23 protein-coding genes are annotated in these 24,544 nt (G+C 63.3%); 16 read left to right on the forward strand and 7 right to left on the reverse strand.

Annotated features, from left to right (window positions below; genetic code table 11):
* Nucleotides 1–4: 4 nt before the first annotated feature.
* Nucleotides 5–718 (reverse strand): trypsin-like serine peptidase, encoded by a 714-nt coding sequence (locus tag KUV26_RS12800; RefSeq protein WP_222506333.1) that lies wholly within the window; start codon nt 716–718, stop codon nt 5–7.
* A 620-nt stretch (nt 719–1,338) separates the two neighbouring features.
* On the opposite strand from KUV26_RS12800, the gene KUV26_RS12805 reads away from it, so the two are divergent.
* The 7 genes from KUV26_RS12805 (at nt 1,339) to KUV26_RS12835 (ending at nt 8,996) form a co-directional block, all read left to right on the forward strand.
* Nucleotides 1,339–3,651 carry a methyl-accepting chemotaxis protein gene (locus tag KUV26_RS12805; protein WP_261399868.1) on the forward strand — a complete coding sequence of 771 codons (2,313 nt, stop codon included), beginning with the start codon at nt 1,339–1,341 and terminating at the stop codon, nt 3,649–3,651.
* Nucleotides 3,652–3,817: 166 nt separating this feature from the next.
* Entirely contained in the window at nt 3,818–4,762 is a 945-nt protein-coding gene (locus KUV26_RS12810) for a CheB methylesterase domain-containing protein (protein WP_222508623.1), read from the forward strand.
* A gap of 25 nt (nt 4,763–4,787) precedes the next feature.
* Nucleotides 4,788–5,351, forward strand: a complete 564-nt coding sequence (locus KUV26_RS12815) for a chemotaxis protein CheD (RefSeq protein WP_222508624.1) — start codon at nt 4,788–4,790, stop codon at nt 5,349–5,351.
* A 202-nt stretch (nt 5,352–5,553) separates the two neighbouring features.
* The gene (gene modA / locus KUV26_RS12820) at nt 5,554–6,258 is read left to right on the forward strand and encodes a molybdate ABC transporter substrate-binding protein (protein WP_261399869.1); all 705 of its coding nucleotides are present in this window, start codon (nt 5,554–5,556) and stop codon (nt 6,256–6,258) included.
* Complete coding sequence (modB, locus tag KUV26_RS12825; protein WP_222508626.1) at nt 6,255–6,959, forward strand: molybdate ABC transporter permease subunit; 705 nt, start codon at nt 6,255–6,257, stop codon at nt 6,957–6,959. The genes modA and modB overlap by 4 nt, the downstream gene beginning before the upstream one ends.
* Complete coding sequence (gene modC, locus KUV26_RS12830) at nt 6,959–8,041, forward strand: molybdenum ABC transporter ATP-binding protein (protein WP_222508627.1); 1,083 nt, start codon at nt 6,959–6,961, stop codon at nt 8,039–8,041. The genes modB and modC overlap by 1 nt, the downstream gene beginning before the upstream one ends.
* 124 nt (nt 8,042–8,165) lie before the next feature.
* On the forward strand, nt 8,166–8,996 hold the full coding sequence (locus KUV26_RS12835; RefSeq protein WP_222508628.1) for a bifunctional allantoicase/(S)-ureidoglycine aminohydrolase: 831 nt from the start codon (nt 8,166–8,168) through the stop codon (nt 8,994–8,996).
* Nucleotides 8,997–9,045: 49 nt separating this feature from the next.
* Here the strand turns inward: KUV26_RS12835 and bhcR are convergent, their stop codons facing one another.
* Nucleotides 9,046–9,879, reverse strand: a complete 834-nt coding sequence (gene bhcR / locus KUV26_RS12840) for an HTH-type transcriptional regulator BhcR (RefSeq protein WP_222508629.1) — start codon at nt 9,877–9,879, stop codon at nt 9,046–9,048.
* 198 nt (nt 9,880–10,077) lie between these two features.
* On the opposite strand from bhcR, the gene bhcA reads away from it, so the two are divergent.
* From bhcA to KUV26_RS12865, 5 genes are all read left to right on the forward strand, one after another.
* Nucleotides 10,078–11,268: an L-aspartate--glyoxylate aminotransferase BhcA gene (bhcA, locus tag KUV26_RS12845; protein WP_222508630.1), complete on the forward strand. Its 1,191-nt coding sequence runs from the start codon at nt 10,078–10,080 to the stop codon at nt 11,266–11,268.
* Entirely contained in the window at nt 11,268–12,236 is a 969-nt protein-coding gene (bhcB, locus tag KUV26_RS12850; RefSeq protein ID WP_222508631.1) for a beta-hydroxyaspartate dehydratase BhcB, read from the forward strand. Before bhcA ends, bhcB begins: the two co-directional genes overlap by 1 nt.
* 16 nt (nt 12,237–12,252) lie before the next feature.
* Nucleotides 12,253–13,416, forward strand: coding sequence for a 3-hydroxy-D-aspartate aldolase BhcC (gene bhcC / locus KUV26_RS12855; RefSeq protein ID WP_222508632.1), 1,164 nt, complete (start codon nt 12,253–12,255; stop codon nt 13,414–13,416).
* A 72-nt stretch (nt 13,417–13,488) separates the two neighbouring features.
* On the forward strand, nt 13,489–14,454 hold the full coding sequence (gene bhcD / locus KUV26_RS12860; RefSeq protein ID WP_222508633.1) for an iminosuccinate reductase BhcD: 966 nt from the start codon (nt 13,489–13,491) through the stop codon (nt 14,452–14,454).
* 96 nt (nt 14,455–14,550) lie between these two features.
* On the forward strand, nt 14,551–15,063 hold the full coding sequence (locus tag KUV26_RS12865; protein ID WP_222508634.1) for an AmiS/UreI family transporter: 513 nt from the start codon (nt 14,551–14,553) through the stop codon (nt 15,061–15,063).
* A gap of 64 nt (nt 15,064–15,127) precedes the next feature.
* Here the strand turns inward: KUV26_RS12865 and KUV26_RS12870 are convergent, their stop codons facing one another.
* The 3 genes from KUV26_RS12870 to puuE all read right to left on the reverse strand — a co-directional run bounded on the left by KUV26_RS12870 (nt 15,128) and on the right by puuE (nt 18,539).
* The gene (locus KUV26_RS12870) at nt 15,128–16,564 is read right to left on the reverse strand and encodes a uracil-xanthine permease family protein (protein ID WP_222508635.1); all 1,437 of its coding nucleotides are present in this window, start codon (nt 16,562–16,564) and stop codon (nt 15,128–15,130) included.
* 71 nt (nt 16,565–16,635) lie between these two features.
* The gene (locus KUV26_RS12875) at nt 16,636–17,127 is read right to left on the reverse strand and encodes an ureidoglycolate lyase (RefSeq protein ID WP_222508636.1); all 492 of its coding nucleotides are present in this window, start codon (nt 17,125–17,127) and stop codon (nt 16,636–16,638) included.
* Nucleotides 17,124–18,539 carry an allantoinase PuuE gene (gene puuE / locus KUV26_RS12880; RefSeq protein ID WP_222508637.1) on the reverse strand — a complete coding sequence of 472 codons (1,416 nt, stop codon included), beginning with the start codon at nt 18,537–18,539 and terminating at the stop codon, nt 17,124–17,126. The genes KUV26_RS12875 and puuE overlap by 4 nt, the downstream gene beginning before the upstream one ends.
* A gap of 149 nt (nt 18,540–18,688) precedes the next feature.
* Between puuE and uraH the strand changes: the two genes are divergently transcribed.
* Nucleotides 18,689–19,045 carry a hydroxyisourate hydrolase gene (gene uraH / locus KUV26_RS12885; protein ID WP_027233834.1) on the forward strand — a complete coding sequence of 119 codons (357 nt, stop codon included), beginning with the start codon at nt 18,689–18,691 and terminating at the stop codon, nt 19,043–19,045.
* Between the two features lie 79 nt (nt 19,046–19,124).
* Here the strand turns inward: uraH and KUV26_RS12890 are convergent, their stop codons facing one another.
* The gene (locus KUV26_RS12890; protein WP_222506374.1) at nt 19,125–20,033 is read right to left on the reverse strand and encodes a LysR family transcriptional regulator; all 909 of its coding nucleotides are present in this window, start codon (nt 20,031–20,033) and stop codon (nt 19,125–19,127) included.
* Between the two features lie 105 nt (nt 20,034–20,138).
* Here KUV26_RS12890 and KUV26_RS12895 point away from each other — a divergent pair, with 105 nt between their 5' ends.
* Both KUV26_RS12895 and KUV26_RS12900 read left to right on the forward strand, forming a co-directional pair.
* Complete coding sequence (locus KUV26_RS12895; RefSeq protein WP_222508638.1) at nt 20,139–21,398, forward strand: urate hydroxylase PuuD; 1,260 nt, start codon at nt 20,139–20,141, stop codon at nt 21,396–21,398.
* Nucleotides 21,399–21,674: 276 nt separating this feature from the next.
* Entirely contained in the window at nt 21,675–21,878 is a 204-nt protein-coding gene (locus tag KUV26_RS12900; protein WP_222508639.1) for a hypothetical protein, read from the forward strand.
* A gap of 73 nt (nt 21,879–21,951) precedes the next feature.
* On the opposite strand, the gene KUV26_RS12905 is transcribed toward KUV26_RS12900, so the two are convergent.
* A complete protein-coding gene (locus tag KUV26_RS12905) occupies nt 21,952–22,869 on the reverse strand; it encodes a LysR family transcriptional regulator (RefSeq protein ID WP_222508640.1) in 918 nt (305 codons plus the stop codon).
* A gap of 207 nt (nt 22,870–23,076) precedes the next feature.
* Between KUV26_RS12905 and xdhA the strand changes: the two genes are divergently transcribed.
* Nucleotides 23,077–24,540, forward strand: a complete 1,464-nt coding sequence (xdhA, locus tag KUV26_RS12910) for a xanthine dehydrogenase small subunit (protein WP_222508641.1) — start codon at nt 23,077–23,079, stop codon at nt 24,538–24,540.
* The last annotated feature ends 4 nt before the right edge of the window (nt 24,541–24,544 follow it).

The following is a 24,544-nucleotide window of genomic DNA, read 5'->3' on the forward strand; positions in this document are numbered from 1 at the left end:
CGCTTTAGCCGGCGCTGCGGATCAGATCGCTGAGCGTTTCATCCAATGCGGTGCCAATCGATACCCTGCGGCTGCCCATAGCGGCCTTGGCCGAGATTACGGAAACCAGCCGCGGCGCCTGGCCCGGGCGCAGTTCCAGAACCGGCGACCCGGACGCGCCGAAGTCCACCAGGCACGACATCACCAGTGTCCGGCTCTTGCGGGCCAAAACACTGCAGGAGCGTTTCAGTCTGGGCCGGGTTGCATTCGCCTGTGTATAAGACATCACATCCAGGCTATCCCCCCGCTCGGCGCCGCCGTCCATCGCCAGGGGCGCAACCTGATTGCGGCTGATCGGCTTGTCCAGCCGCAGGACAGCCAAATCGCTGCCGATCTGATGCACTCCTGACGGGCGGTACCGATACTGCGGATGAATGACCGCCTTCACCACCTGCCGCAAGGCGACGGCACGGCGCCCTGACAACCCGGCCTCGAACCGGATGCTTTGCGGATCGACCCTGGCCCCGGTCCTGGGATCAAACAGGCAATGCGCAGCGGTCAGCACCAGATTGGGTGCGACCAGCGCGCCGGTGCACATGCTCTGATTGGCGATGCTCAGCCGCCCGACGGCTTCCAGCCCGCGTATCGATTCGGCGCGCGGTTGCAGTTCACCCGCAGCCGCGCCATTGGGCATGCCCAAGGACAGGCATGCCGCAATTGCAGCAATGGTCAGTCTCATAACCCACTCCAGCTTCCCACATGGGCATCGTCATTCAGGCGTGCGGCTGGAATGAGACCCAAAGTTGCCGGGCCGAGACCAAAAGATGGACAGAATGCGGCAGCGTTAACAATTCCCTAACCCCCCGGTTATTGATGCTTAACCATGGCAAAAAAGCCTGGGGCTTGGCCAGAAAAAGTAAACAATTCGTAAATATTATTTCCAATCCCCAGACAACAAACGAGAATTATCCCGCCGCCTGCCGGGCCGGTTTCACTGCACCGCGCCGGGAAAGGGCCGATTCGGCGGCCTAGATCCGTGAAATTGGTTAACCGGACCCGCCCGCCGGAAGAGAAAAAGTGAACGCCGCTCAGCCTGCCCCTGACTGCCAGCGCCTGCCCGAAACCTTAACGACGGATGCCGGAAAGCGGCCAGTTATGCAGTTCCGCTGCAGTAAATCACAATCAGGATGAAACTTTTTGCCCATATCTGCTGGGGCATTAACGGATCAAAAATCAATCTTTAGTTGTATGAGGCCAATCTTAGCCCCCAATCCGCGGCACCGGGCCGGCGGATGCCTTCATGCCAGAGGTGATATGCTGAAAATGTTGAAGAATTTCAAACTTTCCCAAAAGCTCCCCATGCTGGTCGTCGGCACTGCCCTGACCGTAACCGTTGTCCTGATTGCCTTCAGCAGCAGCTACTTCCGGCGCAGCGTTGTGCATGATGCCGAGATCGTCTTGCAATCCTTGGTCCGCGACCGCGAAGCAGCGCTGCATTCCTACCTTGAATCCATCGAAGCGGCGATCCTCACGGTCTCCGCGGTTCCCTCCACCGCAAAGGCGATGAAAGATATGGGCGTGACCTGGAACTCTCGCGGCGGCAGCGGACAGGAGGCGGTTGGAAACCTGTCGATGTTCGCCTCTGCCTCATCGCCCTATGACATACATTTCGAACGCAATCACCCGGCCTTCGCCGGCATGATGGAGCGGCTCGGCTACTACGACATCTTCCTGATCAGCCCTGACGGCGACGTGATTTTCACGGTTACGAAGGAGGCCGACTACGCCACCAACCTGAACACAGGCCCTTATAATGAAACCGGCCTGGCGCAAGCCTTCCAGCTTGCAGCAGAGGGCGAAAAGGAACAGGTCTATTTTTCCGACATTGCACCCTATGCTCCCAGTGCGGACGCGCCCGCAGCCTTTGCAGCGACCCGCATTCAGGACAGCGGCGGGAGGTACATCGGTGTCTTTGCAATTCAGGTCGCGATTGACGAGATTTCCGGCATCACAACCAGCTTCGGCGGAGATCTGAAAACGCTCGACGTCTATCTTGCCGGGAAGGACTTCAAGGCCAGGACCGCTTCGCGCCGGGAGGGCGGTCACGAACTGCTGCAGGAACTGCCCGCTCTGCCGCACATTCAAGGCGCCTTCACGTCCGCGCCACAAGCGTCCGGTGAACAGACTGAAAACTTTGTGGAGACGTTCTATCCGTCCATCACACGGGAGGACGGGCGCACGATTGCTGCGGTATCCGCACCCGTGATGTTCCGTGGCATCCAATGGGCGCTGGTGGCCGAACTTGACCGCGACGAAATTCTGGCCCCTGCGGCTGCGCAGCAGCAGATCATGATACTGATCTCCCTCGTCTGCGCCGCCGTGGTTTCTTTTTTCGGCTGGCTTTTTGCGCGGTCGATCACCCGGCCGATCGACCGTATCTGCGCCGACATGGAAGCGGTGTCCTCCGGCGACCTGGAGACCGAGGTGTCGGCCGCCAGCCGCACCGACGAGATCGGCAAGATCGGCAAGACGCTGGTCTCCATGCAGGACGACCTGAAGCTGGCCCGTGCCGCCGAGGAGGAGCGCGCCGAGATGCAGCGCCAGCAGCAGCAGGTGGTCGAAAGCCTCAGCGCCGGGCTGGTGCAGCTCGCCGGCGGCGATTTCTCGCAGCCGATCACCGGCGCCTTCCCGGAGGAATACGAGCAGCTGCGGCAGAACTTCAACAGCACGGTCGGCAACCTCAGCGCCACCGTGCAGCAGGTGATCGAAGCCTCCGGCAGCATCCGCAACGGCGCCGCCGAGATCAGCCAGGCCTCCGACGACCTGTCGCACCGCACCGAAAGCCAGGCCGCGACGCTGGAAGAGACCGCCGCCGCGCTGGATGAGCTGACGGCAAGCGTCAAATCCGCCGCCGAGGGCGCCCGCAGCGTCGAGGCGACCATGGCCGAGGCCCGGACGCAGGCGGAAAACAACCGCGAGGTGGTGCAGAGCGCGGTTTCGGCGATGACCGAGATCGAGCAGAGCTCGAACCACATCAGCCAGATCATCTCGGTGATCGACGACATCGCCTTCCAGACCAACCTGCTGGCGCTCAATGCGGGCGTCGAGGCGGCGCGGGCGGGCGAGGCCGGCAAGGGCTTTGCTGTGGTCGCCAGCGAGGTGCGCGCCCTGGCGCAGCGCTCCTCGGACGCGGCGATGGAGATCAAGACGCTGATCTCCGACAGCTCCAAACAGGTGGAGCGCGGCGTCGACCTGGTCGGCAAGGCGGGCGAGGCGCTGCAGAGCATCGTCGAGCAGGTGACGCATATCTCGCAGCTGGTCTCCGGCATTGCCGAGGGCGCCGCGGAGCAGTCCACCGGCCTCAATGAGATCAACACCGGCGTCACCCAGCTGGATCAGGTGACCCAGCAGAACGCGGCGATGGTGGAGGAAGCCACCGCCGCCGGCCACATGCTGAACACCGACGCGGGCAAGCTGGCCGAGCTGGTGGCGCATTTCCGGGTGTCCGGCGGCACGGTTTCCGCCCGCCCGGCCGCAGCTGCCGCGCCTGCCGCGGCGGTCCGGCCTGCGCCCTCGGCCCATGGCGAGGCGGACTGGCAGGTGGAGGCCAGCCCGGCTCCGGCCGCGGCCGCCAGCGGCAATGCCGCCCGCGATCTCTGGCAGGATTTCTGACCATCCAACGGAGGCGCCGCGGAAATTCCCGCGGCGCCTTCAGACTATGGCAACCTGTGCCTGAAATTCTGAGGGTACTGCAACTTGACTGGGGAACCCATTGTCTTCGCGTAACTTATTGATCATTACCACAGACCGCACTTTTGCCCGCACATTGCAGGGCTATATGGAATCCGCATATCCCGGAATGAAGGTGCTTTTGGCCAACAACCTGATGTTGGCCTATAACCAGGCAGAAGCGGCGCAACCGGTGTTTGCCTTTGTCGAGGACGGGTTCACCAAGCTGCCCGAATTCGAAATGATGATGGCGCTGTTTTCCGCCATCGATACCCGCTGGGTATCTGTGATGGACACCCAAGGGGCCACGCCAGCCCGCAAGTCCTCTCCGCTGCTCGATGTCGGGGCCGGCATCTTCGAACTGACAAAATCCGATCACCCCAGCCAGTTCGCGCAATATTTCGACATGATGATAAACGCGCCGCGCCGCAGCCCCCGGGCCGCCGCCAGCGCATCGGCCGCCGGGCCGTCCACAGTTGCAGGAGGCAGCAAGAAGCTCATCCTGATCGGCTCGTCGACCGGAGGCGTGGAGGCGCTGCGCAGTGTGCTGGTCGGTTTTCCCTTCGACTGCCCTCCGACCCTGATCGTGCAGCACACCGGCAAGAACTTCGGCGCCGGCCTGGTCTCGCTGCTGGACCGCATCTGCCCGGCCCGTGTGCGCCCGGCGGAAGACGGTGCCGCATTGGAGCCGGGCCATGTCTACATTGCAGCCGGTCAGCGCCGCCACATGGGTCTGGCCAGCCGGAAGCCGCTGCGGCTGCGGATGAAGGAAGGCCCGGATATTTCCGGCCACACCCCCTCTGTTGACGCTCTGTTCACCTCTGCCGTGCCATATGGGAAGGACGTGGTTGCCACCATCCTGACCGGCATGGGGCAGGACGGGGCCAGGGGGCTTCTGGAACTGCGCAAGGCCGGCGCCAAGACCTTTGCCCAGGACGAGAAATCCTCGGTGGTCTACGGCATGCCGCGCGTGGCTTGGGAAATGGGTGCTGCCCAGCAGCAGGTTTCCCTGGCCCGGATGGCCAATACACTAATACAGGCCAGCAAGGCCTGACCGAATTGCAGGAAGGGACCAGATTTTGACAACTGTTTTCGCCAACTCGAAGTCCGTAACAGTCCTGCAAGGGGAGTACCGGGTGAGCACGGATCCGAAAATCATGTTCTCCACGGTGCTCGGGTCGTGCATTGCCGCGTGCATTTACGATCCGGAAAACGCCGTGGGCGGGATGAACCATTTTCTGCTGGCCAATGCCCGCCAGGGCGGCGCGGCGAATGCCCGCTACGGCATCCATGCCATGGAACTGCTGATCAACGGGCTCCTGAAGAAAGGAGCCATCCGCTCCAACCTGAAAGCCAAGGTGTTCGGCGGTGCCAAGATGTCGGCGAACTTATCGGACATCGGGGCGGCCAACGCGGATTTCGTGCAGCGGTTCCTGCGCGATGAGGGCATTCCCTGCATCTCTTCGAGCATCGGCGGGACCTCGGCGCGCCGGGTGCGGTTCCACGCCTGTTCCGGTGCCGCCCAGCAAACCCACGTGAAGGATGACCGCAAACTCGGCGAACTGGAGCAGCGCGCGGCCGCGCGCCCGGCCCCGGCTCCCGCTCCCGCGGCGGGCGGCGCCGGCGCGGTCGATCTGTTCTGACCGGCGGCGCCCCGCCGGGGTTTGTTACTAGGAAGCCTGCACAAAGACCTGCAGGAAATACCGTTTGCCTGGACGGGGCGGCGAGGGTAGTTCCTTAGGGGAAATGACAGAGAAACAGGCTTCAAATTCAAGCTCATTTGCTTCGCCGGCCCACTGGCGGAGCCTTTTGGCTGCCGGGGTCTTCCTACTGAGCTTGGCGGGTATGGCACATGCCGGGATAACAGTCTTTGCGGCTGCCAGCACTAAAACCGCGCTGGATGACATCGCGGCAGCCTACACGGCGGACACCGGCCAGAACATAACCTTTTCCTATGCGGGTTCCCCGGCTTTGGCCCGCCAGATCCAGCTTGGAGCCCCGGCGGACCTGTTCATCTCCGCCAATCCAGGCTGGATGAATGTGCTGCAGGACGAAGGGCTCATTGACGCCGGCTCGCGGGTTGACCTGCTGGCGAACCGTTTGGTCCTGATTGCGCATGGCACCGCGGTGCCGCCGCTGAACCTGGAAACCACCGATCTGGCCGGCCTGCTGGGCGAAGGCCGCCTGGCCATGGCGCTGGTGGATGCGGTGCCCGCAGGAATTTACGGCAAGGCGGCGCTGGCAGCGCTGGGGCAGTGGCCATCGGTCGCGCCCAAGGTGGCACAGGCTGCAAATGTGCGTGCGGCTTTGGCGCTGGTCGCTTCTGGCGAGGCGCCGATGGGGGTGGTTTATGCCACCGATGCCCGGGCCAGCGCCGGCGTCTCGGTGATCGCGGCGTTTCCTCAGGACAGCCACCCTCCGGTGATCTACCCGGCCGCGGCAGTCGCGGGCGGCAATACCGGGGAGGCCAAGGCATTCCTGGCGTATTTGCGCAGTCCGAAGGGCCGGGACATTTTTCTGCAGCATGGATTCGGAGTGCCTGACCAGTGAGCGCTGAAGCCGCATGGCTGGGGCCCGAGGAGTGGCAGGCGGTGAAGCTGTCGCTGCGGGTATCCCTGTGGGCGACGCTGGCGGCGCTGCCGCTGGCGGTTCTGACGGCCTACGCGCTGGCACGCTGGCAATTCCATGGCAAGCAGATTCTGAACAGCCTGGTGCATCTTCCGCTGATCCTGCCGCCGGTGGTGACCGGCTATATTCTGCTGATGGTCTTCGGCACCAAGGGCCCCATTGGCGGGGCGCTTCAGCAGATCGGCATCGTGTTCGCCTTCCGCTGGACCGGGGCGGCTCTGGCGGCAGCCATCATGGCCTTCCCATTGATGGTGCGGGCGATCCGCCTGTCGGTGGAGGCCGTGGATCCCAGGCTGGAGCAGGCCGCCGCCACTTTGGGCGCGTCTCGCATCATGTGTTTCGCCACGGTTACCCTTCCGATGATCCTGCCGGGCCTGATTGCCGGCACGGTTCTGGGGTTTGCCAAGGCAATGGGCGAATTCGGCGCCACGATCACCTTTGTTTCCAGCATTCCGGGGCAGACCCAAACGCTGCCCTCAGCGATTTACACGTTTCTGCAAGTTCCGGGCGGCGAGACCGCAGCGTTGCGGCTGACGCTGGTGTCTATCGGCATTGCGCTGACCGCGCTGCTGCTGTCCGAACTGCTGGCGCGGCGGGCGGCGGACCGGGCCGGGGGACGCTGATGCTGACCGTGTCGCTGCAGCATGCCTTGCCGGCCTTTGCTCTGGATGTGCGGTTCGAAGCCCCGCCCGGCGTCACCGTTCTGTTCGGCCGCTCCGGCACCGGCAAGACAACCGTGATCCAGGCGGTGGCAGGGTTGCTTAGACCGGATCAGGGCCGGGTGACCCTGGACGGGGACGTGCTCTGCGACACCCGCCAGCGGCAATGGCTGCCGCCGCACAAACGCCGCATGGGCTATGTCTTTCAGGAAGGGCGGCTGTTTCCGCATCTGACGGTGCGCCAGAACCTGGCTTTCGGGCAGTGGTTCGCACCCCGGGACGCCAAACAGGAAAGTCTGGACCGGGTGGTTGAGCTTCTGGGCATCGGCCCGCTACTGCTGCGCCGCCCCGGGCTGCTGTCGGGCGGCGAGAAACAGCGCGTCGCCATCGGCCGGGCGCTGCTGTCGGCACCGCGGATGATCCTGGCGGACGAGCCGCTCTCGGCTCTGGATGAGGCGCGCAAGGCGGAGATCCTGCCCTATTTCGAGCGGCTCCGGGATGAAATCGGCATTCCGATGCTTTACGTCAGCCATTCCGCCGCGGAAGTCGCCCGGCTGGCAACCACCGTGGTAGTACTGCAGAACGGCAAAGTGCAGCGGCAGGGAACAGCAGCCGAGGTTCTGGGCGACCCAGCGGTCATGCCCGCGGGCGTCCGCGCGGCAGGCGCGCTGCTGCAGGCACGGGTGGCCCGGCATCACAGCGACGGGCTGACGGAACTGGACGCAGGCGGCGTGCCGCTGTTCCTGCCGCAGATTGCCAAGGCACCCGGCAGTGTGGTCCGGATCAGGATATCAGCGCATGAGGTGATCCTGTCGCGCCAGCGCCCGGAAGGGCTGTCAGCGCTCAACATCCTGCCGGGCACCGTCGAGCATTTGCGCACAGGCGGCGGACCGGGCGCCATGGTCTCGCTGACGACGCCAGCGGGCCGGGTGCTGGCCCGTGTCACCCGCCGGTCAGCGCACGCGTTGGGGCTGGAGCCGGGCGCGGAATGCCATGCGATTGTCAAAACCGTCTCCATCGCGCCGGAAGATATCGGCGGCGGGTAGGCGCTTTGGCCTGCCTTCAAAAATTCCGAAATAATCCTTCAGGTAATCTTGATACGGAAATAAGTTCGGTTGCGCGGGGCAGGCGGGTATCAATGGGGCAGCACTTCAGCAGGAAAGGCAGCCCATGACAAAACGATCCTATTACGCGCCGGAAGGCGGGCTGCCGCCGCAGACCCAGCTGCTCACCGACCGCGCCATGTTCACCGAGGCCTACGCGGTGATCCCCAAGGGCACGATGAGCGATATCGTGGCAAGCCTTTTGCCGTTCTGGGACAAGGCGCGCTTCTGGGTGCTGTCGCGGCCCCTGTCCGGCTTTGCCGAGACGTTTTCCCAGTACATTGCAGAAGTGCAGCCCGGCGGCGGCAGCGACCGGCCGGAAACCGAGCCCGGCACCGAAGCGGTGCTGTTCGTGGTGCAGGGCGTCATGACCCTGACCATCGACGGCACCGCGCATGAGATGGAAGAAGGCGGCTATGCCTTCCTGCCGCCTCAGGCCAGCTGGAGCCTGCGCAACAACACCGGCGCGCCGGTACGGTTCCACTGGATCCGCAAGGCTTATCAAGCGGTTGCCGGGCTGGACGCTCCGGAGGCCTTTGTCACCAACGAAAATCACGTCGACCCCACCCCGATGCCGGAAACCGAGGGCAAATGGGCAACCACCCGGTTCGTGGATCCCAACGACCTGCGCCACGACATGCATGTGACCATCGTCACCTTTGAGCCCGGCGCGGTGATCCCCTTTGCCGAGACTCATGTGATGGAGCACGGCCTGTATGTGCTGGAGGGCAAGGCGGTCTACAGGCTGAACCAGGACTGGGTCGAGGTTGAGGCCGGCGATTACATGTGGCTGCGCGCCTTCTGCCCGCAGGCCTGTTATGCAGGCGGCCCGGGCAAGTTCCGCTATCTGCTGTACAAGGACGTGAACCGGCACATGCCGCTGGCGCCGTTGCGCTGACGGCGGGGGGAGGCCGGCCTGAAAATGTGCCCGGGCGCTGCCCGGCTGGTCAGCCGGGCGGGGTCTGATCCGCTGCCGGCGCCCCCAATCCATAAGACAGTTTCTCTGCGGCGTCCTTGACCAGGGCGCCGATGCCGTTGATGCCCCCATCCGGCATCCGCGCAGTGGGGCCGGAGATGGAGATCCCCGCCAGCACCTCTCCCTGCATGCCGAAGACAGGCGCTGCGACGCAGCGCATGCCCGGCGCCTTTTCCTCATCATCAAAGGACCAGCCGCGGCTTCGGATCCGGGCCAGATCAGCGCGGAGCGCCTCTACGGACGTCAGGGTCTTTTCTGTGAACCGCTCCAGTGTCCGGCCGCGCAGGAAACGGGCCAGCTGATCTTCCCCGAAGCAGCTGAGCAGCGCCTTTCCGATGCCCGAAGCATGCATCGGCGAGGTGGTGCCGGGCGGAAAGAAGGCGCGGATGGATTCATGGGTTTCCACCTGGCTCACGAACATCACGTCGCCGCCGCGTTCGATCCCGAGGTTGGAGGTCTCGCCGGTGGCCTCCATCAGTTCGCGCATCACCGGCCGCGCCCGCTCGATCACGCTGGAGCGGCGCAAGAAGGCGGAGCCGAGGCGAAAGGCCATCGCGCCGATGTGCCAGGTCTGCGACTGCGGATCCATCTCGACGATCTGGCGCGCCTCCAGGGTGGCCAGCACCCGGTACATGGTGGCCGCCGACTGATCCAGCGCTGTGGACAGTTCGGTCAGCGTCATGCCGCTAGCGCCGGCCAGCGCATCCAGCACATCCAGCGCCCGGTCAAGCGATTGAATCGTGGCCGGCTGGCTGGCGGAATCAAAGCTTTTGGGGCGGCCCTTGCGGCGCGGTGCTTGCGGCATTTTCAAGCCTCCCGAGGCAATTCAATAAGCAGCTTATGGATAAAACTGAAAATCGCTTCTGTACAGTGAAAAAACTAAAGCCTTTGAATTTATAGTGAAAATCACGCATTTTTGCATTTCTGAAAGCTTTTTTCAAAAAAATTTCCCTGCGTGCGTCTTGTCTCTAAAGTGAAGGAAATCGCCACAGGAGGGCACGACATGAGCTTTCAAAACCCGGTTTTCATTCCCGGTCCCACCAACATGCCCGAAGCGCTGCGCAAGGCAGTGGACATGCCGACGCTGGACCACCGCTCGCCGCTGTTCGGCCAGATCCTGCACCCCGCGCTGGAAGGCGTGAAGAAGGTTCTGAAAAGCGAAACCGCCGAGATCTTCGTCTTCCCGTCCACCGGCACCGGCGGCTGGGAAACCGCGATCACCAACACACTGAACGCCGGTGACAAGGTTCTGGCGGCGCGCAACGGCATGTTCAGCCACCGCTGGATCGACATGTGCCAACGCCACGGGCTGGACGTGCAGGTGGTTGAAACCCCCTGGGGGCAGGGCATCCCGGCCGACCGCTACGAGGAAATCCTTACCGCCGACACATCGCACGAGATCAAGGTGGTTTTGGCGACCCACAACGAAACCGCAACCGGTGTGAAATCCGACATCGCCGCCGTCCGCCGTGCGTTGGATGCGGCCGGCCACCCGGCGCTCTTGTTTGTCGACGGCGTGTCCTCCATCGCCTCGATGGACTTCCGCATGGACGAATGGGGTGTCGACATTGCCGTCACCGGCTCGCAGAAGGGTTTCATGCTGCCGCCGGGGCTGGCCATCGTCGGCTTCTCACCACGGGCAATGGAGGCCGCCAAGACCGCGACCCTCCCGCGCACCTTCTTTGATATCAAGGACATGGCCGCAGGCTACGCCAACAGCGCCTACCCCTACACGCCGTCGGTCGGCCTGCTGAACGGTCTGAACATGGCCTGTGGTATGCTGCTGGATGAAGGGCTGGAGAATGTCTTTGCCCGCCACCACCGGATTGCTGAGGGCGTCCGCGCCGCAGTCCGCGCTTGGGGCCTGGAGCTGTGCGCGGTGTCGCCGGACGTCTACTCAGACAGCGTCAGCGCGATCCGCACGCCCGAAGGCTTTGACGCCAACAAGTTCGTCAGCCTGGCGGCCGAGAAATACGGCGTCGCTTTCGGCACCGGTCTGGGTGAGGTCGCGGGCAAGGTGTTCCGCATCGGCCATCTGGGCAGCCTGACCGACGTGATGGCCCTGTCGGGCATCGCAACCGCCGAAATGGTCATGGCCGACCTTGGCCTGAACATTCAGCTGGGCTCTGGCGTGGCGGCGGCGCAGGACTACTACCGCGGCAACACCGCCTCCAGCGCCAAGGCTGCCGCCTGATGAAGGATACCGCTATGTATATCCCGACCTACGAGGACATGCTGGCTGCGCATGAGCGCATTCAGCCCCATATCCGCCGCACGCCGGTGCGCACCTCTGCCTACCTGAACGAGCTGACCGGGGCTGAGCTGTTCTTTAAGTGCGAGAACTTCCAGGAGCCGGGCGCCTTCAAGGTGCGCGGCGCGACCAACGCGGTGTTCGGGCTGGATGAGGAACAGGCGAAGAAGGGCGTCGCCACGCATTCTTCGGGCAACCATGCCTCCTGCCTGTCCTACGCCGCGATGCTGCGCGGCATTCCGTGCAACGTGGTCATGCCGCGCACCGCGCCGCAGGCCAAGAAGGACACCGTGCGCCGTTACGGCGGCAAGATCACCGAGTGCGAGCCCTCGACCTCCTCGCGCGAGGAGACCTTCGCCAAGGTTCAGGCCGAGACCGGCGGCGATTTCGTGCATCCCTACAATGACCACCGCGTCATCGCGGGGCAGGGCACCTGCGCCAAGGAGTTCGTGGAGCAGACCGACGGGCTCGACATGGTTGTGGCCCCGATCGGCGGCGGCGGCATGATCTCCGGCACCTGCCTGACGCTGTCCAACCTGGCGCCGGAAACCCAGGTGATCGCGGCAGAGCCGGAGCAGGCCGATGACGCCTACCGCAGCTTCAAGGCGGGATACATCATCGCCGATGATGCGCCCAAGACCATCGCAGATGGCCTGCTGGTTCCGCTGAAGGATCTGACCTGGCATTTCGTCAGCAATCACGTCAGCGAGATCTACACCGCCTCGGACGCGGAGATCATCGAGGCGATGAAGCTGATCTGGAAGCACCTGCGGATCGTGATGGAGCCGTCCTCCGCGGTTCCGCTCGCCACCATTCTGAAAAACAAGGACGCCTTCGCGGGCAAACGCGTGGGCCTGATCGTCACCGGCGGCAATGTCGACCTCGACAAGCTGCCCTGGATGAACAGCTAAACTGGGGAACTAAACAATGAACGCACAGACAAATTTTGATCAGCTCGAAGTTGGCTATGACGTCCCGGCGGTCCCGGGCATGGACGAGGCTGACATCCAGACCCCGGCGCTGGTCCTCGACCTGGACGCGCTGGAGCGCAACATCAAGAAAATGGGCGATTATGCCAAGGCGCATGGCATGCGCCACCGGGTGCACGGCAAGATGCACAAGTCGGTGGATGTGGCCAAGCTGCAGGAAAAACTCGGCGGCGCGGTTGGCGTCTGCTGCCAGAAGGTCTCCGAGGCCGAGGTTTTTGCCCGCGGCGGCATCAAGGACATCCTGGTTTCCAACCAGGTCCGCGACCCGCTGAAGATCGACCGTCTGGCCCGCCTGCCCAAGCTGGGTGCGCGCACCATCGTCTGCGTTGATGACATCGACAACGTGGCCGACCTGTCGGCAGCGGCGCAAAAGCACGACACCGAGCTTGAAGTCTTTGTCGAGATCGACTGCGGCGCGGGCCGCTGCGGCGTGACCACGACTGAGGCGGTTGTTGAAATCGCCAAGGCCGTGAACGCGGCAGAGAACCTCAAGTTCTCCGGCATCCAAGCCTATCAGGGCGCCATGCAGCACATGGACAGCTACGAGGACCGCAAGGCCAAGCTGGACATCGCCATCGCGCAGGTTGCCGATGCGGTCGAAGGCTTGAAGAAGGAAGGCATCGAGTGCGAGCTGGTCTCCGGCGGCGGCACCGGCTCCTACTACTTCGAGTCGAACTCGGGTGTTTACAACGAACTGCAGTGCGGCTCCTACGCCTTCATGGACGCGGACTATGGCCGCATCCTGGACAAGGACGGCAACCGGATCGACCAGGGCGAGTGGGAAAACGCCTTCTTCCTGCTGACCCAGGTGATGAGCCACGCCAAGGCCGACAAGGCCATCGTGGACGCAGGCCTCAAGGCGCAATCCGTGGACAGCGGCCTGCCCTTCATCTTCGGCCGCGACGACGTGGAATACATCAAATGCTCGGACGAGCACGGTGTGGTCTCGGACCCGAACGGCGCGCTGAAAGTGGGCGACAAGCTGCGCCTTGTGCCTGGCCACTGCGACCCGACCGCCAACGTGCATGACTGGTACGTCGGCGTCCGCAACGGCAAGGTCGAAACCGTCTGGCCCGTCTCGGCCCGCGGCAAAGCCTACTAAGCAAACGATCCCCGAACTGGCGGAGGTGCGCATGCCGCCCTCCGCCGGCTTTTTTGTTGAGGAGAAACAGACATGTATATCGTTCCGGAAAAGGCGATTGCGGATCTTGTGACCCGCGAGGCCTCGTTCGATGCGGTCGAGAAGGTCTTTGCCGCGATGGCCGCAGGCGATGCCTACAACTTCCCCGTCGTGCGCGAGGCAATCGGCCACGAGGACGCGCTTTACGGCTTCAAGGGCGGCTTTGACTGCGCGGGCCTGACCTTGGGCCTGAAGGCCGGCGGCTACTGGCCGAACAACCTGGAAAAGCGCGGGCTGATCAATCACCAGTCCACCGTCTTCCTGTTCGACCCCGACACCGGCAAGGTGAAGGCGATGGTGGGCGGCAACCTTCTGACCGCGCTGCGCACCGCCGCGGCGTCTTCGGTGTCGATTAAGCATCTGGCCCGCCAGGATGCCAAGGTGATCGGCATGATCGGCGCAGGCCATCAGGCCACCTTCCAGCTGCGCGCCGCGCTGGAGCAGCGCAGCTTCGAGAAAGTGATTGGCTGGAACCTGCATCCGGAAATGCTGCCCAACCTGCAAGAGGTGGCCGACGAGGCCGGGGTGCCGTTTGAGGCGGTTGAGCTGGACGGCATGCGCGAAGCGGATGTGATCATCTCGATCACCTCGTCGTTTGATGCGATACTGAAGGCCGGGCAGGTCAGCCCCGGCGCCCATATCGCCTGCATGGGCACCGACACCAAGGGCAAGCAAGAAGTCGATCCCCAGCTGCTGGTCAAAGCGGATGTGTTCACTGACGAGGTCGCGCAGTCGGTCTCCATCGGCGAGGCGCAGCACGCAGTGGCGCAGGGCCTGATCGAGGAATCCGATGTAGCCCAGATCGGTGCAGTGATCAACGGCAACAACCCGGGCCGCACCTCGGACGATCAGATCACGCTGTTCGACGGCACCGGCGTCGGCCTGCAGGATCTGGCGGTCGCGGCCTCGGTCGTTGAGGTCGCGGTGGAAAAGGGCATCGCCATCGAGGTCGATTTCTAAGCCCCAGCCAGAAACATTTTCTGCAATTATCCGCATAGCGGAGCGGCAGGAGAGAGGTGTACCTCTCTCCTGTTTTTTCTTTGAGGGACTCCAAACATGTTTCTGGGATTGAGCCTGCTGGTGGTCGGCGTGGTGCTGTGCCTGAACGGCGTATGGCAGATGGGCCGGATCCAGGACCGCGAGATCATATTGATCAACACGGTTGCGGCGCTGGTGTTCTTTGCAGTTGTTCTAATGATCGCACTGGCTGCGGAGCAGCCGGCGGATCTGCTGGATGCGGGCATGACATTGCTTTTTGGAACCACTTACTTGTGGGTCGCCTACAACCGGACCTTTGTTTCCAGCGGCGAGGGACTGGGCTGGTTCAGCGGCTTTGTGGCGCTGACCGCAGCACCCATGGCCCTGCGAGTGCTGGCACAGGCGGACGGGCTGTTCGATGTCTGGCTGGCCGCCTGCTGGGCAGCCTGGTCTGGGCTGTGGTTCCTGTATTTTCTGAACCTCGCGCTCCGGCGCGGCAGCCCCCGTCTGACGGCCATGGCAACCCTTCTGTGCGGGGTCTTCACAGGCTGGCTTCCGGGGCTAGCGGTTCTGCACGGGCTGACCACCTGAGATCCTTGTAAGAAAAGCCGGCCCACCAAGGGCCGGCTTTCGCATTCCATTCATTCCGTTTGTTTCAGGCGCGGTCTTCTTGCGGCAGCGAGCCGCGGCCGTGGCCGCTCAGCCCGCCTGAAACCTCCTCGGTGGACTCGTCAGCCAGATCCTGCGGCAGCAGCAGGTTCAGAACGATGGCGATCAGTGCCGCCGGCAGAAGGCCGCTGGTCAGCAGGATCCGCGCGGTGTCCGGCATGTGCTGCAGCGCGCCGGGTTCCAGCTGCAGGCCGAGGCCAATCGACAGCGAGATCGCAAAGATCACCATGTTGCGGCGGTTCCAGTCCACGTCCGACAGCATCGACACGCCAGCCGCAACCACCATGCCGAACATCACGATCACGCCGCCGCCCAGCACTTCGATCGGCACGGTGCGGATCACCGCCCCCACCTTGGGAACCAGGCCGCAGACGATCAGGAAGATGGCGCCGCAGGTCACAACATGGCGGCTCATCACGCCGGTCATCGCAATCAGGCCGACGTTCTGGCTGAACGAAGTATTCGGGAAGGCGCCGAAGAAGCCTGCAAAGGCGGTACCGACACCATCGGCATAGGTCGCCCCCGCGATCTCTTTCTGGGTCGCCTCGCGGCCCGCGCCGCCCTTGGTCACGCCCGAAACGTCACCGACGGTTTCAACCGCGGAGACAAAGCTCATCAGGCAGAAGCCGATGATGGCGGCAGCCGAGAACTCGAACCCGTATTTAAAGGGCTGCGGCAGGGCAAAGGCGGCCGCCCCGGACCAGGAGCTGGAAACCGCCTCGAAGGTCAGCATGCCGGTCATCAGCGCATAGACATACCCCACAATAAGGCCCAGCAGCACGGCGGAAACGGACAGCATCCCTTTGGTAAAGAACTTGAGGCCCAGGGTGACAAAAATCACCACCAGCGCGGCCGACCAGTTCAAGAGCGAGCCGTATTCCGGTGTGCCGATCGCCGGCACACCGCCCGCAGCGTACTGAATACCGACCTTAACCAGCGCCAGGCCGATCATGGTCACGACCAGGCCGGTGACCAGCGGCGGCAAGGCAAAGCGGATCTTGCCGATCACCGTCCCCAGCATACCGTGGAAGATACCGCCGACGATGACGCCAGTGAACAGCGCGGCCAACCCGTCGACACCCTTGCCCGCAACGAGCGGGATCATGATCGGCAGGAAGGCGAACGAAGTGCCCTGCACAATCGGCAGGGCAGAGCCGACCGGTCCCAGGGTGATGGTCTGCAGCAGGGTGGCAATGCCGGCAAACAGCATCGACATCTGGATCAAGTAGAGCAACTCCGGGAAGTCGGGCGAATTTGAGCCGAAGCCGAAGCCGGCGGCCCCGGCCACGATGATTGCCGGTGTCACGTTTGATACGAACATCGCCAGCACATGCTGGATGCCCAGCGGGATCGCCTTGTGCAAAGGGGGGGTGTAATCCGGGTCGCGCAGTTGCTCTGGCGTCCCAACGGAAGTGTCAGCCATGAAGGGAATCTCCTGTCGGTCATGGGGATCTCGCCGCTTCTTGTTTTTTGTTGGCGGCTTGAGGGGAGTGGTCAGTCCGAGACCACGGTAAAAGGCTCCTTGAACCAGTGTTCTTCGAGGTTCGGCGAGGTTCCGATCCGGTCAACAACGATGTATTGGCCGGGCGCGCCAAGTGGCGCGAGGACCCCGTGCCAGGTGCCGCGGTGCAGGTTGATGGACTGGCCAGGCCGGCTGATGAATGCCTGCAGGTTGACCGGCACGCCGCCGTCGTCATCCGCCACCACCACCAGCATCGGCACGCCGCTGACCGGGACAAACGCCTGGCTGCCTTCCGGGTGGCGCTCCACCATGTCCACCTTGTGGGGCAGATGGCGGGCCTTGGCGTCAAACAGGCTGATCCCGGCCCGCCCATCCGGGCCGAAATCCAGGGAAGCGCGGTCGTGGTGGCGGCCGCACATGCCCTGATTGATCATCTTGTCCGGTGCGCCCGAGACCTCGATCACGTCGCCGTACGGCGCAAAAGCCGCTGCGGTCAGCGGCTCCGCTGTCAGCCGACCGCTCATGGCAGCAGGTCCTGCAGCCGGAACTGGGCAATCCGCTCCACCTGGCGGCAGGCCTCGTCGAACTCGGTTGCCCGGTCGTTGCGGATCCTGCGGTGGAACGCTTCCATGATCGACGCTTTGTTGTGGTCGCGCACCGCGATGATGAAGGGGAAGCCGTGCTTCTCCACATATTCGCTGTTGAGCCGGGTGAAGGTCTCGCGCTCCTCATCGGTCAGCATATCAAGGCCGGCGCTCGACTGTTCCGAGGTGCTCTCCGCCGTCAGGCGGCCGGCAGCAGCCAGCTTGCCCGCCAGATCCGGGTGCGCGGTCAGCACACCAAGGCGCTCATCCTCGGATGCGGTGCGGAAAATCCGGCACAGCGCGTTGTGGATGCCGGCCGCGCAGTCATGCGCCGGACCCAGTTCAAGGTCAAAGGCGCGGTCGGCGATCCAGGGCGAATGTTCAAAGATCGAACCGAACTTGGCAACAAATTCCTCGCGCGCCATCCGGCTGGGGCGCTCGCGCTTGACCGGCGGATGGGTCTCCGCCCAATGTTCGGCAATGTCGACCCTGCGCGGACACCACACGCCCTCAAAACCTTGAATATACTCGATGAAGCGCTTGAGGCCAGCGATCTTGCCCGGACGGCCCACCAGACGGCAGTGCAGGCCGATGGTCATCATCTTCGCAGCACCTTCCTCACCCTCGGCATAGATGACGTCAAAGGCATCCTTCAGATACTGGAAGAAATGCTCGCCCGTGATCCAGCCCGGCGAATTGGCAAACCGCATGTCATTGGCTTCCAGCGTGTAGGGGATGATCAGCTGTTCGCGCCCGCCGGTTTCCAGCCAGTAGGGCAGGTCGTCGTCATAAGTGTCTGAGATGTAGTCAAAACCGCCTTCTTCGGCGACTAGGCGTACGGTGTTGGCGCTGCAGCGGCCGGTGTACCAGCCGCGCGGGTGCTCGCCCACGACCTCGGTGTGCAGGCGCACCGCTTCGGCGATGGCGGCACGCTCTTCCTCTTCCGCCATGTCCTTGTGCTCGACCCATTTCAGGCCGTGGCTGGCGATCTCCCAATCCGCGTCCTTCATCGCCTGCACCTGTTCGGGCGAGCGGGCCAAGGCAGAGGCAACGCCGTAGATCGTCAGCGGGATTCCGGCGCCGGTGAACAGCCGGTGCAGCCGCCAGAATCCGGCACGGCTGCCGTATTCATAGATCGATTCCATGTTCCAGTGGCGCTGGCCGGGCCATTGCGCGGCACCGGGAATGTCGGACAGAAAGGCTTCGGAAGCCGCATCCCCGTGCAGGATGCAGTTCTCGCCGCCTTCTTCATAGTTGAGGACGAATTGCACGGCAGCTTTGGCCCCATTGGGCCACTGCGGGTCAGGTGCCTTGGCACCGTACCCGCGCAAGTCACGAGGATAGCGCGTCACGACTGGTCTCCTGTTTTTTATCCCTTATAGAGCAAAATAATCCTCGGGGGCTTTCAGTAAATTTTTGAAAGAACTTTTTGACTCTTCCTTCTGTATGCATTGGGCTGAACCGCGCATACCTGAAGAAACGGAATTGATAGGAGGCTGGCATGGCCGGATTTCTGACCACCCATGTGCTGGACACCGCCCGCGGCTGCCCCGCGGAAGGGCTGAAGATCGACCTGTACCGGATCGAAGGCAAAGAGCGCATCCACCTGCGCAGCCTGACCACCAATGACGACGGGCGCACCGATGAGCAGATCCTGCCCGCAGGCGAGTTTGCCACCGGCACCTATGAGCTGGTGTTCCATGCAGGTGGCTACCTGCGCGCCACCGGTCAGGCCGGCGCCGATCCGCTGTTCCTGGACGAGGTGCCGCTGCGTTTCGGCATGAGCGAGGCAGACAGCCACTACCACGTTCCGCTCCTGCTGTCGCCCTACGGCTACTCCACATACCGCGGCAGCTGAGCCGCGCACCCCAAGATACCTCTCCTCCCGCTTGGCATCCGCCGGCGGTTCCCGTCCCAGGCAACTGGGGCGGGCTTTTTCATTCCGAAGGCAGCGACGCCTGGATGTGGTCCACCATGAAATCCATGAACAGCCGCACCTTGGGGTCCTGATGGCGGCGGTGGACGTACAGGCAGGCCATCTGGATCGGGATCGGCGGCTCCTCCGCCAGCACCGGCACCAGCCGTCCGGAGGCCAGATGCTCCGAAATCTCGAACACCGGCTTCAGGATGATCCCGTGCCCCTCCAGCGCCCAACTGGTCAGCACGTCGCCGTGATCGGATTCAAACGGGCCGGTGACCGTCACCCGCTTGACCCCGTCCTGACTGCGCAGGGGCCACTGGAACTCCGGCGCGCCGGGGTAGCGCAGGTTCAGGCAGTCATGGGCCTCTGTCTTCAGTTCCTCACTGTTTTTCGGCTGGCCGCGCTGGCGAATGTACTCCGGTGCCGCGCACAGCACCCGCGGGCAGTCGGCAATCTTGCGGATGCGCAGGTTCGAGTCCTCCGGCACGCCGAGGAAAAACGCCGCGTCCAGTCCCTCGGCCGCCAGGTCCAGCTTGCGGTCCGACAGCCGCAGCCGGATTGAGATCAGCGGGTAGGCTTCCTTGAACTTGGGCACCGCCGGCGCGATCAGCCGCTGCCCCAGCCCCAAGGGCGCCGCCACATACAGCGTGCCGCGCGGGGTTTGGGTGACGCTGCTGATGTCGGCCTCGGCCTCATCCACCGCTTCCAGAATCTTGACTGCGCCGTGGTAGAACAGGTTGCCCTGTTCCGTCGGATTGAGCAGCCGCGTGGTGCGCTGGAACAGGCGCACATTCAAGTGATCCTCCAGCTGTGAAATCCGCGACGACGCCACGGCCGCCGAGATCCGCATGTCACGCGCGGCGGCCGACATGTTGCCAAGTTCATAAACACGGACAAAGGTGCGGATATTGTCGAGATAGGCCATTCAAGTATTCTTTGTGTTATTTTGAAACAGCTTGGATTTTTTACCTAATACATGAAAATAACACCATGCTCTAGTGTCCTTGCCAAAGCTTATGAGGAGAGAACAATGGAAGAGCTTGTGATCATGTGGGACTGGCTGGGCTTTGCGGTCCGCTGGCTTCACGTCATCACCGCCATTGCCTGGATCGGATCGTCCTTCTACTTCGTCGCGCTGGACCTTGGCCTGCGGAAAGTTCCGCATCTGCCGGTCGGCGCGCATGGCGAGGAATGGCAGGTCCACGGCGGCGGTTTCTACCACATTCAAAAATACCTGGTGGCGCCGGAGAACATGCCGGACCATCTGATCTGGTTCAAATGGGAAAGCTACGCGACCTGGCTGTCGGGTGCGGGCCTCTTGATGATCGTCTACTGGGCGGGCGGCGAGCTGTACCTGATCGACTCGACCAAGGCCGATCTGGCCCTGTGGCAGGGTATCCTGATTTCCGGCGCATCGCTCAGCATCGGCTGGCTGGTCTATGACTACCTGTGCAAATCGCCCCTGGGGGAAAAGCCGACCTTCCTGATGGTGCTGCTGTTCGTGCTGCTGGTCGCCATGGGTTGGGGCTACAACCAGATCTTCACCGGCCGCGCAGTGATGCTGCATCTGGGTGCCTTTACGGCTACCATCATGACTGCAAACGTCTTTTTCATCATCATGCCGAACCAGCGCATCGTGGTGAAAGATCTGCAGGAAGGCCGCACGCCGGATGCGAAATACGGCAAAATCGCCAAGCTGCGTTCGACCCACAACAACTACCTGACGCTGCCGGTCGTGTTCTTGATGCTGTCCAACCACTACCCGCTGGCGTTTGCCACCGAGTACAACTGGCTGATCGCGGCGCTGGTGTTCCTGATGGGCGTGACCATCCGCCACTACTTCAACAGCAACCACGCGGGCACCTCCAACCCGACCTGGACCTGGCCGGTGACCGCCATCCTGTTCATCGGCATCATGATCCTGAGCCAGGCACCGCTGCAGCAGGACACCTACGAAGAGTCCGAGGCGCGGGAGCTCACCAGGAGCGAGCAGGTCTTTGCCAGCAACCTGCACTTCGAGGACGTGATGAATGTGGTGCCGGGCCGCTGCGCCATGTGCCACGCGCGGGAACCCTACTATGACGGCATCCGCCGCGCGCCCAAGAACGTGCTGCTGGAGACGCCGGCTGACGTGGCAAAATACGCCAAGGAAATCTACCTTCAGGCTGGCGCCACCGTGGCGATGCCGCCGGCGAATGTCACCCATATGGAAGAGGACGAGCGCGCTTTGATCCGACGCTGGTATAGCAGCGCTTCCAAGGATCTGCCCTTCGCGCTGGCCTCGAACTGAGCAGATCTTCCGCAGCGAAAGGAATGGCCCCGTCTCGGCTACGGGGCCATTTTTCGTGCGCGGGGATGACAGGACGGGCTGGAACCATTTGCAGACCTCACGCGTTCTTCTTGAAAACGGGTTTGCCCCAAAGGGTGGGGCGCATAGCGCTCTGGTGAGCTGAAACACAATTCTAACTCCTCACCGGCACACCCCGGCCCCTGCACCGGATTCCGGGGGCACTCCGTTCGGGACCACGGATGATTGTCGGAAACCGGCAGTCGAGGAGGATACAAAATGCTTCGGAAAACCATCGCAATCGGATTTGCCATCTGCACTGGCCTTGCTGCCTGCGGAGATACGACAGGCGAGCAGCTTCTTTACGGTGCCGGTGCCGGTGCGGCGGGTTCTGCCCTTCTGGACGGCAATTTGGTGACCGGCGCAGCGGTCGGCGCCGCAGCAAACGTTATCTACTGCAAGGAAAAGCCCGGCCGCTGCTGATGCAACTCCAGGTGCTCCAAAACTTGAAGGCGGTTCACTAAGAACCGCCTTTTTCCCTCGTGCCGCCGGGAGACTAGTTCCCGGTTTCGATGCGCCGGAAGGCGGCGAGCCCTTGTTTCACTGCATAATCCACGAATAGCCGGATCTTGGGGTCCTGCAGTTTCCGGTGCGGGTAAAGGCAGCCGAAGATCGTCGCCTCAGGCGGTGTGTCCGGCAGCACCTCGACCAAGGCGCCGCTGCGCAGATGCGCGGCCACGTCGAACCGCGGCTTGTTGACGATGCCGCGCCCGTCAAGCGCCCAGCCTGTAAGCACATCGCTGTCATCGGCGTCATACTTTCCCGACACCTCCAGCTTGCGCGGCCCCTCCGGGGTCGACAGCGTCCAGAAATATTCGGGCGATCGCGGGTAGCGCAGCAGCAGGCAATTGTGGCCGGTCAGCAGATCCTCCGGCACCTGAGGGGTGCCGTGGCGCTCCAGATACTCCGGCGCGGCGCACAGCACCCTGGCGCAATCGGCGATCTTGCGCATCTTCAGGGTGGAGTCGTGCGGGGTGCCGATAAAGAAAGCCACATCCAGCCCGTCGGCCAGGATATCAACCTTTCGATCCGACATCCGCATCCGGATTTCGGTCGCAGGATAGTCCTCGACAAATCCCGGCACCAGCGGCGCGATAATGCGGCGGCCGACACCCAGGGGCGCGGTCACCCGGATCACCCCGCGCGGTGCAGCTGAAAACTGGGAAACCACCGTCTCGGCGTCCTCAATCGATTCGAGCACCTTTTTGGCTTCGGCATAGAACAGCTGCCCGACCTCGGTCGGGGTCAGCGATCTCGTGGTGCGGTTGAACAAACGGACACCAAGGTGCTTTTCAAGCTCCTTGATGCGCTTGCTGGCGACCGCAGGAGTCAGCCGCAGGTCGCGCCCGCCGGAGGTGATGCTGCCCAGTTCGACGACTCGGGTAAACACCCGCAGGGATTCCAGATAAGACATGGTTCACAGACCTTTACGGGGCGCATCCGCCGCTTGCCCTTTACCGCGGCAGGCGGCAGACACGCCGGTTCCGGCACCTATTAGCCTAACCATTTTCAACAGGGTGTTGAAAGCCTTTCGCGATTGCGGCCGTTAACCGGGGCAGTCGGACAAGGTAAAAATGACTGAACAGAATTAGAAGCTGTCCAGCGACTACTTGGAGGCCAGATGGAACATCAAAACGACATTCGCTTTCTGCTGAACGGGCGGGAGCTTTCGGTCAAGGACGTGAAGGCGACCACGACCCTGTTGGATTTCCTCCGGCTGGAGAAGCGCCTGACCGGCACCAAGGAAGGCTGCGCCGAGGGCGACTGCGGCGCCTGCACCGTGCTGGTGGGCCGTCTTCATAATGGCGCGCTGCGTTACGAGGCGGTGAACGCCTGCATCCGTTTCCTGGCGTCTCTCAATGGCTGCCACGTTGTGACGGTTGAGCATCTGTCCGGCCCCAAGGGCCGTCTGCACCCGGTGCAGCAGGCGATGGTGGAGTACCACGGCAGCCAATGCGGCTTCTGCACCCCGGGTTTCGTGATGTCGCTTTATGCGCTGTGGATGGAAAACCCGCAGCCCAACGAAGCGGAAGTGGAGACCGCCGTGCAGGGCAATCTGTGCCGCTGCACCGGCTATGAGCCGATCGTGAAGGCAGCACTTGCGGTGAACCAGTACGGCACCCCGGCCAATGATTACCTGACCACCGAGCGTGAGAGCCTGACCGCCAAGCTGAAGGCGATCCAGCCGCAGGCCCGCGTTGTGACCGGCCCCGAGGACGACCGCGCCATCCTGCCGCTGGATGCGGCGGATCTGGCAGAGGTGCTGGCCGAGAATCCCAAGGCGACCATTGTTGCCGGCTCCACCGATGTGGGCCTGTGGGTCACCAAGTTCATGAAGCCGATTTCTCCGGTGGTGTTTGTCGCCCACCTGGAGGAGCTGAAGGCGGTTGAGCTGACGGATGAGGCGCTGATCATCGGTGCCGGCGTCACCTATACCGAGAGCGAAGCGGCGATCCGCGATGCTTTCCCGCATCTGAGCGCCTACTGGGACCGCATCGCCGGCTGGCAGGTGCGCAACATGGGCACCATCGGCGGCAATATCGCCAACGGCTCGCCCATTGGGGACACCCCGCCGGTACTGATCTCGCTGGGCGCCGAGGTGACGCTGCAGAAGAAGGGCGGTTCGCGCACGCTGCCGCTGGAGGATTTCTTTATCGACTACGGCAAGCAGGACCGCGAGCCGGGCGATTTCGTCGCCTCGATCCGCATCCCGCTGCGCCGGGACGGGCAGATCGACGCCGCCTACAAGATTTCCAAGCGCCGGGACGAGGATATCTCCTCGGTTGCGGCGGGTGTCAGCGTCACCGTGAAGGACGGCATGATCACCTCTGCGCGCATCGCATTCGGCGGCATGGCCGCAACGCCCAAACGTGCAGCCGGCGCCGAGGCGGCCCTGGTGGGCCAGTCCTGGAGCGAGGCCGCTTTTGAGGACGCAGCGGAAGCGGTGAAGCAAGACTTCACCCCGCTCAGCGATTGGCGCGCCTCTTCGAACTACCGGTCGCTGACGGCCAGCAACCTGCTGCGCCGCTTCTACCTGGAACATGACGCGGGAACCGCCGGTGCCGTCCGGCTGGCCGTCGCCTGAGGAG

Source organism: Leisingera daeponensis, from assembly GCF_019801465.1.
Lineage (GTDB): Bacteria > Pseudomonadota > Alphaproteobacteria > Rhodobacterales > Rhodobacteraceae > Leisingera > Leisingera daeponensis_A.